The sequence below is a fragment of the Luteibacter aegosomaticola genome, assembly GCF_023078475.1.
GTDB lineage: Bacteria > Pseudomonadota > Gammaproteobacteria > Xanthomonadales > Rhodanobacteraceae > Luteibacter > Luteibacter aegosomaticola.
In genome coordinates, this window is the sequence record NZ_CP095741.1 from 2,007,406 (window position 1) to 2,021,003 (window position 13,598).

General features: G+C 66.2%; 8 protein-coding genes. All 8 read left to right on the plus strand.

The annotated features are described in order from the left end of the window. The first annotated feature begins 68 nt into the window (after window positions 1–68). The 8 genes from asnB (at window position 69) to L2Y96_RS08815 (ending at window position 13,596) form a co-directional block, all read left to right on the plus strand. The gene (gene asnB / locus L2Y96_RS08780; protein ID WP_247335750.1) at window positions 69–1,739 is read left to right on the plus strand and encodes an asparagine synthase B; all 1,671 of its coding nucleotides are present in this window, start codon (window positions 69–71) and stop codon (window positions 1,737–1,739) included. A gap of 146 nt (window positions 1,740–1,885) precedes the next feature. Further along, window positions 1,886–3,011 (plus strand): peptide chain release factor 2 gene (prfB, locus tag L2Y96_RS08785; protein WP_247335752.1). Its coding sequence is split into 2 segments (ribosomal slippage): window positions 1,886–1,960 and window positions 1,962–3,011, totalling 1,125 coding nucleotides; the frame shifts between segments, so codons are not numbered across the junction. A 61-nt stretch (window positions 3,012–3,072) separates the two neighbouring features. Next, window positions 3,073–4,602 carry a lysine--tRNA ligase gene (lysS, locus tag L2Y96_RS08790; RefSeq protein ID WP_247335753.1) on the plus strand — a complete coding sequence of 510 codons (1,530 nt, stop codon included), beginning with the start codon at window positions 3,073–3,075 and terminating at the stop codon, window positions 4,600–4,602. Window positions 4,603–4,606: 4 nt separating this feature from the next. Beyond that, the gene (locus tag L2Y96_RS08795; RefSeq protein WP_247335759.1) at window positions 4,607–4,906 is read left to right on the plus strand and encodes a YciI family protein; all 300 of its coding nucleotides are present in this window, start codon (window positions 4,607–4,609) and stop codon (window positions 4,904–4,906) included. After that, window positions 4,903–5,166, plus strand: coding sequence for a BolA family protein (locus L2Y96_RS08800; RefSeq protein ID WP_247335761.1), 264 nt, complete (start codon window positions 4,903–4,905; stop codon window positions 5,164–5,166). The genes L2Y96_RS08795 and L2Y96_RS08800 overlap by 4 nt, the downstream gene beginning before the upstream one ends. Before the next feature lie 225 nt (window positions 5,167–5,391). Further along, window positions 5,392–8,892, plus strand: a complete 3,501-nt coding sequence (gene smc, locus L2Y96_RS08805) for a chromosome segregation protein SMC (RefSeq protein ID WP_247335769.1) — start codon at window positions 5,392–5,394, stop codon at window positions 8,890–8,892. 25 nt (window positions 8,893–8,917) lie between these two features. Beyond that, window positions 8,918–10,015 carry a cell division protein ZipA gene (gene zipA / locus L2Y96_RS08810; RefSeq protein WP_247335771.1) on the plus strand — a complete coding sequence of 366 codons (1,098 nt, stop codon included), beginning with the start codon at window positions 8,918–8,920 and terminating at the stop codon, window positions 10,013–10,015. 320 nt (window positions 10,016–10,335) lie between these two features. Continuing rightward, a complete protein-coding gene (locus tag L2Y96_RS08815; RefSeq protein ID WP_247335780.1) occupies window positions 10,336–13,596 on the plus strand; it encodes a maltotransferase domain-containing protein in 3,261 nt (1,086 codons plus the stop codon). The last annotated feature ends 2 nt before the right edge of the window (window positions 13,597–13,598 follow it).

The following is a 13,598-nucleotide window of genomic DNA, read 5'->3' on the forward strand; positions in this document are numbered from 1 at the left end:
GGCGGGCCTTTTTCTTTGTCCCGATTTCACCCTCACATCCAGCTATCGATCTGACAGGAGCAAGGCCCATGTGTTCGATCTTCGGAATGTTCGGCCTGACGGCCGGCGATGACCTCCAGGCGCTGCGCACGCAGGCCATGGAGCTATCGCAGCGCCAGCGTCATCGCGGGCCCGACTGGAGTGGCGTTTACCTGGATGACGGCGCGATCCTCGTTCACGAACGCCTCGCCATCGTCGACCCGGCCAGTGGCGCCCAGCCCCTGCGTTCACGTGACGGTGCGCTGGCCCTGGCGGTGAACGGTGAGATCTATAACCACCGCGAATTGCGCGCCGCCAGCGGCTACGACTTCACGACGGGGTCGGATTGCGAGGTCATCAACGCGCTCTACCGCGAGCATGGTGCCGATTTCCTCGGCAAGCTCAACGGCATCTTCGCCTTTGCGCTGTGGGATGCCGTGCAGCGCCGTTACCTCATTGCCCGCGACCCGATGGGTGTCTGTCCGCTGTACTGGGGCCATGATCGCCAGGGCCGCCTGTGCGTCGCTTCGGAAATGAAATCATTGGTGGGCGTGTGCGCCGACGTCGCGCCGTTCCCGCCGGGCCATGTGTACGACAGCGCGACCGGTGAAGCCACGCGCTACTGGTCGCCGGCCTGGCGCGACTACGAGGTCACCGAGGGCAAGACGATCGAACCGAAGGACCTGCGTGCGGCCTTCGAGGCCGCCGTGCACCGCCAGATGATGACCGACGTGCCCTACGGTGTACTGCTTTCGGGCGGGCTTGATTCTTCGCTCGTTGCCGCGGTGGCCGCGGGTTTCGCCCGCCGCCGCATCGAGGACGATGACCGCGACGAGGCCTGGTGGCCGCGTCTGCACTCCTTCGCCATTGGCCTCGATGGCTCGCCGGATCTCAAGGCGGCGGAGGTGGCGGCCGAAGCGCTGGGCACCGTGCACCACGGCTTCGTCTATACCTTCGAAGAAGGCCTCGATGCCCTGCCGGAAGTGATCCGCCACATCGAAACCTACGACGTCACCACCATCCGCGCCTCCACGCCGATGTTCCTGCTGGCACGAAGGATCAAGGCCATGGGCGTGAAGATGGTGCTGTCCGGCGAGGGCTCGGATGAGGTGTTCGGCGGCTACCTGTACTTCCACAAGGCGCCGAACGCCCGAGAATTCCACGCGGAAACGGTGCGCAAGCTCGACGCGCTCCACTATTACGATTGCCTGCGTGCCAACAAATCCATGGCGGCCTGGGGTGTCGAGGCCCGCGTGCCGTTCCTCGATACCGAGTTCCTAGAGACGGCCATGGCCTTCGATGCGGAAGCCAAGATGGTGGCCCGCAAGGGAATCGAGAAGGGGATCCTGCGCGAAGCCTTTGAGGGCGCGCTGCCGGAATCGATCCTGTGGCGGCAGAAGGAGCAGTTCAGCGACGGGGTAGGGTACGGTTGGATCGATGGGCTGAAGGCGCACGCCGAAGCCATGGTGAGTGATCGCGAGTTCGCCGCCGCGGCTGCCCGCTTCCCGCACAACACCCCGGCCACGAAGGAAGCCTTCTTTTACCGGACCCTCTTTGAGCGGCACTTCCCGGGCGAGGCCCCGGCGGCCACGGTGCCGGGTGGCAAGTCCATCGCCTGCAGCTCCCCGGCGGCGCTGGCCTGGGACCCTGCCTTCGCCAACGCGGCCGACCCCTCGGGCCGCGCCGTCCGCGGCGTGCACCACGAGGCCCTGCCGGCCTGAGGCCCGCGGGGCAGTTGTGGGAGCGCGCTTGCGCGCGATGGGGCTTGCCGCGAGCACCCATCGCGCGCAAGCGCGCTCCTACAGGGGGTGCCCCAAGGGTGGGTCGGGATTTGGTACGATTGACCTCTTTAGCAGGCAAACCGACCATGATCGAGACCAATCCGATCCTTGCGCAGATCGCGGACCTCAAGGGCCGCGTCGAGTCGCTTAGGGGGTATCTTTGACTACGCCGTCAAGAAAGAACGGCTAGAGGAAGTCAACCGCGAGCTCGAGAGCCCCACCGTCTGGGATGATCCGAAGCGCGCGCAGGAGCTTGGCCGCGAACGCGCCCAGCTCGACACCATCGTCACCGGCATCGAAGAGATGTCGTCCTCGCTGGAAGACGCGAAGGAACTGCTCGAGATGGCCGCCGCCGATGGCGACGAGGACACCGTGCAGTCCGTGGCCGACGACGTGAACAAGGTCGACGCCCGCATCAGCAAGCTGGAATTCCAGCGCATGTTCTCGGGCAAGCTCGATGCCGCTCCCGCGTTCGTCGATATCCAGGCCGGTGCCGGTGGTACCGAGGCCCAGGACTGGGCGGAAATCCTCCTGCGCATGTACCTGCGCTGGGCGGAGTCGCGTGGCTGGAAGGCCGAGCTGATGGAAGTGTCCGGTGGCGAAGTCGCCGGTATCAAATCCGCCACGTTCCGCGTGGAAGGCGATTACGCCTACGGCTGGCTCAAGACCGAGATCGGCGTGCACCGCCTGGTCCGCAAGAGCCCGTTTGATTCGGACAACCGCCGCCACACCAGCTTCACTTCGGTGTTCGTGTCGCCCGAAGTCGATGACGACATCGAGATCGACATCAACCCGGCCGACCTGCGCACGGACGTCTACCGTTCGTCGGGCGCCGGTGGCCAGCACGTCAACAAGACCGAATCGGCCGTGCGTATCACGCATATCCCGACCAATACGGTCGTGGCCTGCCAGACCGAACGCAGCCAGCACGCCAACCGCGACCGCGCGATGAAGATGCTGAAAGCCAAGCTCTATGAGCTGGAAGTGCAGAAGCGCAACGCGGAGAAGGATGCCCTGGAAGCCACCAAGTCTGATATCGGCTGGGGTAGCCAGATCCGCAACTACGTGCTCGACCAGTCGCGCATCAAGGATCTGCGCACCGGCATCGAACGTTCCGATACGCAGAAGGTGCTCGACGGCGACCTCGACGAATTCGTCGAAGCCAGCCTGAAGGCCGGCCTCGAGGCCGGCTCCAAGCGCGTCGACGCGTAATACCGCCACAGCCGGGGGCGCATGGGCGCCCCCGTTTCCCGAACACGACCCAAGCGAAGCCATGACTGACGAAACCCGCGACGACACCACCGGCACTGTTGACGAAAACCGCCTGATTGCCGAGCGCCGCGAGAAACTCAAAGCGCTGCGCGAGCAGGGCATCGCCTACCCGAACGACTTCAAGGTCGATAGCTTCGCGGGCGACCTGCAGGCCGAGTTCGAGGATAAGGAAGCCTGGACCGCCGAGGCCATCGAGGCCGCGCCGCGCCAGGTCGCTGTCGCCGGCCGCATCCTGCTCAGCCGCGGGCAGGGCAAGGTCAGCTTCGTCACCCTGCAGGACGGCACCGGCCGCATCCAGCTGTTCATCCACCAGGGTACGGTGGGTGAGGAAACCTATAACGCGTTCAAGCGCTGGGATCTCGGCGACATCGTGGGTGCCACCGGCACCCTGATGCGCACCAAGACCGGCGAGTTGTCGGTGAAGGTCGAGGGCCTGCGCCTGCTGACCAAGTCGCTGCGTGGCCTGCCGGACAAGCACCACGGCATGGCCGACGTGGAGCAGCGCTACCGCCAGCGCTACGTCGACCTCATCGTCACCGAAGAGGCCCGCCGTACCTTCCAGCTGCGCTCGAAGATCGTCAGCCACATCCGCCGCTGGCTCGAGGACAAGCCGCGCCGCTTCATGGAGGTCGAAACCCCCATGATGCACGTGATCCCGGGTGGCGCCACGGCGCGTCCGTTCACGACGCACCACAACGCACTCGATATCCCGCTGTTCCTGCGCGTGGCGCCGGAGCTCTACCTGAAGCGCCTCACCGTAGGCGGCTTCGATCGCGTGTACGAGATCAACCGCAATTTCCGTAACGAGGGCGTGTCCACCCGGCACAACCCCGAGTTCACCATGCTCGAGCTGTACCAGGCTTACGCCACGTACCACGAGATCATGGACCTGACCGAGGGCCTGATCCGCTCGGCCGCCACCGATGTCATCGGCAACACGGCCATTGAGTGGGATGGCGCCACCGTCGACGTGGGCCCGGCCTTCCGCCGCTGGCGCATGGAAGACGCCGTGCTCGAGCTCAACCCCGAGATCAAGGCCGGCGACCTGCGCGATCGCGAAGCCATGGCGGCGCACGCGAAGCGTCTGGGCATCCAGGTCAAGCCGTCGTACGGTTGGGGCAAGCTGCTGCTCGAGATCTTCGAGGCCACGGTGGAACACACCCTGGTGCAGCCCACCTTCATCACCGACCACCCGGTCGAGGTGTCGCCGCTCGCCCGCGAGAGCGATACCGACAAGGGCATCACCGATCGCTTCGAGCTGTTCATCAACGGCAAGGAAATCGCTAATGGCTTCTCCGAGCTCAACGACTCGGAAGACCAGGCCGCGCGCTTCCAGGCCCAGGTGGACGCGAAGGACGCCGGTGACGACGAGGCCATGCATTTCGACGCCGACTACATCCGCGCGCTTGAAGTGGGCCTGCCGCCCACCGGTGGCCTGGGCGTCGGCATCGACCGCCTGGTGATGCTGCTTACCGGCTCGTCGTCCATCCGCGACGTGCTGCTGTTCCCGACCATGCGCCCCGAGGCCTGATCCCATGTTCTACGCCATCACCGGTATTGATCACCCGAATTCGCTGGAAAACCGCCTGTCGGTGCGTCCGGCGCACGTGGCCCGCCTCTCCGCGCTGAAGGAAGAGGGCCGCCTGAAGCTGGCAGGCCCGTTCCCGGCCATCGACGCCGAGGACCCGGGCCAGGCCGGTTTCACCGGCAGCCTGATCGTGGCGGAGTTCGAAAGCCTCGAAGCCGCCAAGGCCTGGGCCGATGCCGATCCGTACGTGGCCGCCGGCGTCTACAAGGAAGTGACCGTGCGTCCCTTCCGCGTCGTGCTGCCGTGACCGTCGAGAAAGTCGAGCGCATCCGCCAGCTGCTGACCGAGGCCCTGGCCCCGGTCGAGCTGGACGTGATCGATGAAGGCCACAAGCATGCGGGCCACTCGGGTGAGGGCAAGGGCCACTTCTTCGCCCGCATTGTCAGCCCCGCCTTTGCCGGCAAGAACCCGATCCAGCGCCACCGCCTGGTCTACCAGGCCCTGGGCGACATGATGCCCGACGGCATCCACGCCCTCTCGATCGACGCCAAGGCCCCCGGCGAATAAGGCCACGGCTGTAGGAGCCCACCCTGTGGGCGACGCCGTTCGCGACAACGCCACAGGGCCTGCGCGGTGAGGCGAAAGATGTCGCCCACAGGGTGGGCTCCTACAATCAAGCATTTACGCTATTATCTTCGCGTAAGTTCGCGTATTGCGCCGGGGTGACCCCTTTGGCAAAGTGATCGATCAGCCAAGGGGTGGCTGAAAGCCCGCGTCCCAACGGAACCAAACATGCGTCTGACCACGATCAAGCTGGCGGGGTTTAAGTCCTTCGTGGACCCCACCACGCTGCACCTGCCCACCAATATGACCGGCGTCGTCGGTCCGAACGGCTGTGGCAAGTCGAACATCATCGACGCGATCCGCTGGGTGATGGGTGAATCGGCCGCCAGCCGCCTGCGTGGTGATTCGCTCACCGACGTGATCTTCTCCGGCTCCAGCGCCCGCAAGCCGGTGGGCCAGGCCGCGGTCGAACTCATCTTCGACAACAGCGACGGCACCATCCAGGGCGAGTACGCCAGCTTCGCCGAGATCTCAGTCAAGCGCATCGTCAGCCGTGACGGCCAGTCCTCGTACCATCTGAATGGCGCGCGCTGCCGCCGCCGCGACATCACCGATCTGTTCCTCGGCACCGGCCTGGGCCCGCGTTCCTACTCGATCATCGAGCAGGGCATGATCAGCCAGATCATCGAAGCGGCCCCGGAAGAGCTGCGCACCCACCTGGAAGAAGCCGCCGGCATCTCCAAGTACAAGGAGCGCCGCAAGGAAACCGAGAGCCGCATCAAGTCCACCCGCGAGAACCTCGACCGCGTGCGCGACGTGCGCGACGAGGTGGAAAAGCAGCTCGACCACCTGAACCGCCAGGCCCGCGCCGCCGAGCGCTGGAAGGCGTTCAAGGAAGAGCAGACCCGCCGCGAAGCTGAGCTGCGCGCACTCGAATACCGCACGCTCGACCGCCAGCGCCAGGGCGAAGGCTCGGGCCTGCGCGAATACGAAATCGAGATCGAAAAACACACCGCCACCCAGCGCCAGATCGAGGCGCAGATGGAGACGGTGCGCGAGCGCCATCAGGGCGCCAGCGAGCACCTGAACCAGGTGCAGGCCGAGGTGTACAAGGTGGGCGCCGAGATCGCCCGCGTCGAACAACAGGTGCGGCACAACCGCGACCTCGCCGAGCGGCTCACCCGTTCGAAGGCCGAGACCGACCGCGAACTGGGCGAACTCCAGGGCCATATCGACGCCGACCGCGAGCAGGTGGAAACCCTGCGCATGGCGCTGGCCGAAGGTGAGCCCAAGCTCGAATCGCTGCAGCAGATCCAGGACGACACCGGCGAAGCCCAGCGCTCGACCGAATCGCGCCTGGCCGACTGGCAGCAGCGCTGGGATACGCATACCCGCGGCGCTTCCGAATCCACCCGTGCGGCGGAAGTGGAGCGCACCAAGCTGGCCTACCTCGACCGTCAGGCCGTGGATCTCGCACGCCGTCGCGAAGCGCTGGAAACCGAACAAAAGGCCACCGACGTCGCCGCACTCGACGCCGCCGCCGAACAGCTCGATGTCGAACACGATACGCAGCGCGAGCGCGTGGAGCAGCTGGGCGGCGTGCTCGACCAGCACAAGGTCGCCTACGAGCGCGTGCTCGACGACGAACGCCAGGTGCAGTCGGCGCTCAACGATGCCCGCCAGCAGTTGCAGACCGCACGCGGCCGCCAGGCCTCGCTGGAAGCCTTGCAGACCGCTGCGCTGGGCCAGGAAGAATCGGCCGCCACCGGCTGGCTGAAGCGCCTGGGCCTGGCCGATGCGCGCCGCCTCGGCGAATCGCTCCAGGTGGATGCCGGCTACGAATCCGCGGTGGAAACCGTGCTCGCTGGCGTCCTTGATGGCGTGCTGGTCGATACGCCGGCGGCTCTCGTCGGTGAATTCGGCGCGCTGGGCGAGGCCGACGTGGCCTTGTTCGCGAGCGAGAAGGGTGGCCCGGGCACCGCCGGCACGCTGGCTGGCCACGTGCGTGGCCCCGCTGCCGCCGTCGGCCTGCTATCGAATGTCTTTGTCGCCGATTCGGTGGAAGCCGCCGCGGCCCGCGTGGGTTCGCTCTCGGCCGGTCAGTCGGTCATCACGCGCGACGGCGCGTGGATGGGCCCGGGCTGGACCCGCGTGCTGCGTGCGCAGGGCAACCAGGTGGGCGTGCTCGCCCGCGAGCGCGATATCCGCCAGCTCGCCGAACAGATCGAAGCGCTCGAAGCGACCATCGAAGAGCGCACTGAACAGCTTGAAGAGCTGCGCACGAACAAATTTGAAACCGAGCGCCTGCGCGATGACGCCCAGCGCGATCTCTACGCGGCGCACCGCCGTCTTTCCGAACTTGCCGGCCAGTTGCAGAGCCAGCGCGGCAAGATGGAAACCGCGCGCGCCCGCGCCGAGAAGATCGGCGGCGAGATCAGCACCCTGGTCGAGCAGCTGGATGAACTGGAAGGCCAGACCCGCGAAGCGCGTGGCCGCCTCGACGAAGCCGTCGGCCACATGGGTGATCGCGAAGACGAACGCCGCGGGCTGGAAAACGAGCGCCGCGAACTGCTGGAGGCGCGCGAAGAAGCGCGCATGAATGCGCGCGAGGCGGCCGACCAGGCCCACCAGCTCGCGCTCAGCATGGAATCCAAGCGTGCCGCGCTCACCTCGCTCGAGCAGGCGCTTGCCCGTCTCGATACGCAACTGCGCCAGGTCACCATGCGCCGCGACGAGATCGACGAGCAGCTGGCCGCCGGCAGCGATCCGATCACCGAGCTCGAAGAAGAACGCCAGACCTACCTCGACCAGCGCTTGCTGGTGGATAAGCAGCTCGTGGACGCACGCCGCGCCCTGGAAGACTGCGATGCGGAGTTCCGCCGCCTCGAACAGGACCGCCAGCGCATCGAACACGTGCTCGGCCAGGTGCGCGAGAACGTCGCCGAGAAGCGCCTCGCCGCGCAGGCGCTGCAGCTACGTGCCGAACAGCTTGCCCAGGCCATCACGGCATCGGGTCTCGAGCTCGAGCCGCTGCTGGCCGAGCTGGCCGAAGATGCCGAGCCCGCGCACTGGCAATCGCAGCTGGCCGACTTGGCCGGCAAGATCGCCCGCCTGGAACCGGTGAACCTCGCCGCGATCCAGGAGCATGCCGAGCAGTCGCAGCGCAAGGAATACCTCGATTCGCAGCTCACCGACCTCACGAGCGCGATGGAAACGCTGGAAGGCGCGATCAAGAAGATCGACCGCGAAACCCGCCAGCGCTTCAAGGAAACCTTTGATCGCGTCAACGCCGGCGTCCAGGAGCTGTTCCCGCGCCTGTTCGGTGGTGGTCATGCCTACCTCGAACTCACCGGCGAAGACCTGCTGGATACCGGCGTCGCCATCATGGCGCGCCCGCCGGGCAAGCGCGTCTCCAACATCACGCTGCTTTCCGGCGGTGAGAAGGCACTCACGGCAGTCTCACTCGTCTTCGCTATCTTCGGCCTCAACCCGGCCCCGTTCTGCCTGCTGGACGAGGTGGACGCGCCGCTCGATGAGGCCAACGTGGGGCGTTTCTCGGCGATGGTCCGCGAAATGAGCGAAAAGGTGCAGTTCATCTTCGTCAGCCATAACAAGGCCACGATGGAGGCCGCGCACCAGCTGTGTGGCGTTACCATGCGCGAGCCGGGCGTTTCGCGTCTCGTCCAGGTCGACCTGGCCGAAGCGTCGAAGCTCGCCGGCGTCGCCTGAGCATTACCTAAGGAATTACCGCGACATGAATCCCGCCATCGGCCTCGCCTGGAACCCTGCCGTCGGCATCCCGATGCTGTTCGTCGGCATCGTTGTGCTCGTGCTGATCTGGCTGTTCGGCCAGCCGCGCAAGGAGCAGGGCCGGCGTAAGCCGGCGCCGGAGCAGCCCGAGCGCGGCCGCGAGCGCCGCGAGCCGGTGTTCGGGGGCAACGAGCCCGAGGCGCAGGACGACCTCTCGTTCAGCGCGCGCGATAACGAGCGTTTCGACGACCGCTTCGAGGCCCAGGACGCGCCGCCGGCCGACCTGCGCGATGACGACGCCAACGATCCGCTGTTCCGTCCGTCGCCGAAGCAGGGCGAGCTGGATGTCGACCTGCGCGCCGAACTCGAGCGCCTGGGCGCCTCGCTCGCCGGTGAACGCAAGTCGGCGGCCCAGGCACCCGTGGATCCCGAGGCTCCGGCCCCGGCCGCCCAGCGCCCGCAGCGCACCGAGCCGCGGATCGACCTCGACCTGCCTTTCGACCTGGATGAGCCGGCACCGCCGCGCCCCGCCGCCGCCGCACCGACTCCGCCGCCGGCGCCCGCGCCCGTGCCGGCACCGGCACCGGCCCCCGCGCCTGTGCCGCCGCCCAAGGCCCCGCCGCGCTCCGACCTGGGCCGTCGGCCGACGAACGCGCCGGTCGAGCGCATCGTCAGCCTTTACGTGGTCTCGCGCGAAGGCCAGCGCTTCCAGGGTTCCGATCTCGTGGTGGCCGCCGAGAAGGCCGGCCTCGAATTCGGCGACATGGGCATCTACCACCGCCTGGTGGATGGCCATCCGGAAAAGGGCCCGATCTTCAGCGTCGCCAACCTGGTGAAGCCGGGTAACTTCGATATGTCCCGCGTGGCCACCATGCAGACCCCGGGCCTTTCCTTCTTCATGGCCCTGCCGGGTCCGGTGAATGCGCTCGACGCCTGGGATGCGATGCTCCCCACGGCACAGCGCCTCGCCGAGCTGCTCGATGGCCTGGTGCTCGACGAAGAGCGCAACGCCCTCGGCCGCCAGCGCATCGCCCACATCCGCGACGAACTGCGCGGCTGGGACCGCGGCCACGAAGGCGAAGAAATAAAGTTCGGCCAATAGGCCGAACTGCGCAGGAGCCCACCCCGTGGGCGACATCCCCACGCGACAACGTTGTAGGAGCCCACCCCGTGGGCGACATCTCCTCGCGACAACGTTGTAGGAGCCCACCCTGTGGGCGACATCTTCTCGCGACAACGCCACAGGATGGGTTCCCGCCCCTGTAGCACCACCAACCCCGAAACCCACATTCACGAAATAGCAACACCCATCTGCGCCAATGTCAGTGCTTCGCGTGTCCGGGTGTATTGGCACGATGCACACATTTGGCCCGGCATGCTTGTGTCCAATCCCTAGCGGAACACGAGGCAATGTCGGCCAGCATGCGTGCGCCCTTTTGCATCTACTACCTCCATCCGCTGCTCGCCGGCCCGATGACGGGTTGGAATGCGTGGATCGATCACGCCGCTAGCCTTGGCTTCCGGCAACTGCTGATAGCGCCTCCGTTCGAGACATCACCTGCGGGCGACGTCTTCGTCACGCGTGATTTCGATCGTATGAACCCCGCGCTCGGCGTGGATGGCGACGCGACCACGCGGCTCGAACAACTGGCGAAAGCTTGCCGTGCAAGAAATCTCGAACTGTGGATCGACCTGCCGCTCGATGAACTTGCGTCCGACGCACCGGTGCGTGCACAACATCCCGAGTGGTTCCGTGCGGTCGCGACGGAGCACGGTACCCCCGATCCCCGCTGGACACCGAGCGAGAGCGATAGCGCACGCTGGCGATTGAACGATCCGGACGTGGCCCAGGCAGCGACGCGCTGGTGGGTGGAGCGCCTGTCCCGCTGGGCCCAGGTCGGCGTCCTTGGCTTCCGCATCATGCACCCGCAGCGGTTGCGCGCCACGCTCTGGCAATCGCTGATCGAAGCCGTGCACGCGGTATCGCCCGGCGTCAGCTTTGTTGCGTGGACACCAGGTGATACGCCCGATGAGCTGGCGGCATTGGCGGGGAGCGGCTTCGACGCCGTCGTGAATTCCTCGGCATGGTGGGATTTCCGCGCACCGTGGTTCGCCGAAGAGGCCGCGCGCCTTCAGGCCGTCGCGCCGGCTATGGCATGCACGGAAGAACCTTTCGCCACCCGCCTCGGCGACGAGCTTGGCGAAGAGAACCAGCTGGACCATGCCTACCGCCGCGCGATTGCGTTCGCGGCGACCGCGCCGGCAGGCTGGCTCATGCCCATGGGCTTTGAATATGCCGTGCACGACGCGCTGGATCCACGCCGAGGCACGCCCGTCACACCCAAGGATCTCGCAGCAAAGGCTGCGGCCAACCTCACCGACACGGTAAAGGCCGCCAATCAGGCCGTGGGCGAAGACGTCCCGGCTACCCCGCGCATTACAACGCACGGCGGTATCGCCACCTTCCTCACGGTAGATGGTGCTGATCCCCGCACGGCCCCGCACGCCACGCTCACCCTCGTCAACGCATCGCTCGATCGCGAAGCGCTGGTGACGGCAGGCGAAGCACTGGCCGGCGCCGCCAGCCATTTCACGCCCTGGACCACTCCGGACGGGCGCAAGGTATTCGACCAGGGAGACAGCGTGGTTCTTGATCCAGGTGCGGTACTCACCCTTACAGGCACGCCGGGTACGCCGGTGAAGCGCAAGCTCGGCGCGTCAGTGCAGAAAGAAGCGCTGGCCAGCGCGACCAGGGCGCCGCGCGTCGTCGTGGAAAACGTCCAGCCTACCGTCGACGGTGGCCAGTTCCCGGCCAAACGCATCGTCGGGCAGCCCGTCGTGGTGACCGCGGATGTCTACGTGGATGGCCACGAAGTGCTGGCCGCGCGTATGCGCTATCGCGCCGTCGATGAAAAGGCCTGGCATGAAGTCGAGCTGGTGCCGGTGAACAATGACATCCATACGGCGACGTTCACGCCCACGCGCATCGGCCGTCACGAATTCCAGATCGAGGCCTGGCACGATCCCTACGGCAGCTACCACCACGAACTCGAGGTGAAGCATGCCGCCGGCGTCGACGTGGCGCTCGAACTGGAAGAAGGGCGGTTGCAGGTGGAGGGCAGGGCGAAGGACGCCACCGGGCCGAAGGCGAAGGCGCTGCGCAACCTCGCTGCCGCGGTCGCGAAGGCCGAGGGTGCCGAGCGCATCGAGCTCCTGCTGGCGGAAACCACCGTGGAACTGATGGCGGTGACCGACCCGAGGACGCGATCGACGATCACCCCAGCCTATCTGCTTGAAGTCGATCGTCGTGAAGCGATGTTCGCCAGCTGGTACGAGCTGTTTCCACGCTCGATGACCGACGACAAGGCGAAGCACGGCACCTTCCGCAACACGATCGCGCGGCTGCCCGCTATTCGCGACATGGGTTTCGACGTGTTGTATTTCCCGCCGATCCATCCGATCGGCAAGGCCTTCCGCAAGGGCCCGAACAACACGTTGACCCCGGGTCCCGATGATCCCGGCAGCCCCTATGCGATTGGTTCGTCCGAGGGCGGCCATACGGCGATCCATCCGCAGCTGGGCACGATCGAGGATTTCCGCGCGTTGCGCGATGCCGCCCATGCGCATGGTCTTGAGCTCGCGCTCGACTTCGCCATCCAGTGCTCGCCCGACCATCCGTGGTTGAAGGAGCACCCCGAGTGGTTCGACTGGCGGCCGGACGGCAGCATCAAGTACGCCGAAAATCCGCCGAAGAAATACCAGGACATCGTCAACGTCGATTTCTACGCCGACGGCGCCGTCCCGTCGCTGTGGCAGGCACTCTGCGATGCAGTGCTGTTCTGGGCAGGGGAGGGCGTACGCACCTTCCGTGTCGATAACCCGCATACCAAGCCGTTCCCCTTCTGGGAATGGATGATCGCGAAGGTGCGTGCGAAGTATCCCGACGCACTGTTCCTTTCCGAGGCGTTCACCCGGCCGAAGCCGATGTACCGGTTGGCCAAGGTGGGCTACAGCCAGTCGTACACCTACTTCACCTGGCGCAACTCGAAACAGGAATTCATCGACTACCTGACCGAGCTGACGACCACGCCGCCGAAGGATTTCTTCCGGCCCAACTTCTTCGTCAACACGCCGGATATCGATCCGTACTTCCTGCAAACCTCGGGGCGCCCGGGCTTCCTGATCCGCACGGCGCTGGCGACCACGCTTTCCGGCTTGTGGGGCATGTATTCCGGTTTCGAGATCTGCGAAGCCGCGCCGATGCCGGGGAAAGAAGAGTACCTGGACTCGGAGAAGTACGAGATCCGCATCCGCGACTTCAACGCGCCCGGCAACATCGTCGCCGAGATCACCCAGCTCAACCACATCCGCCGCGCCCATCCGGCCCTGCAGTCGCATCTCGGCGTGCGCTTCCTGCCGGCGAACAACGACCAGGTGCTGTTCTTCGAAAAGCGCTCAGGTGATGACGTCGTGCTGGTCGCGATCAGCATGGACCCGCACAACCCGCAGGCGGCCGACCTGACCCTTCCGCTAGGTGACTGGGGCTACGGCCCTGGCGATGCGCTCGATATCCACGACCTTCTCCACACCCAACCCCTCGCCTGGCGCGGGCCCAACCAGCATGTGTGGCTCGGCCTCGGCCAGCCGTATGCGGTGTGGCATGTGCGGCTACCCGGAGTCTGATC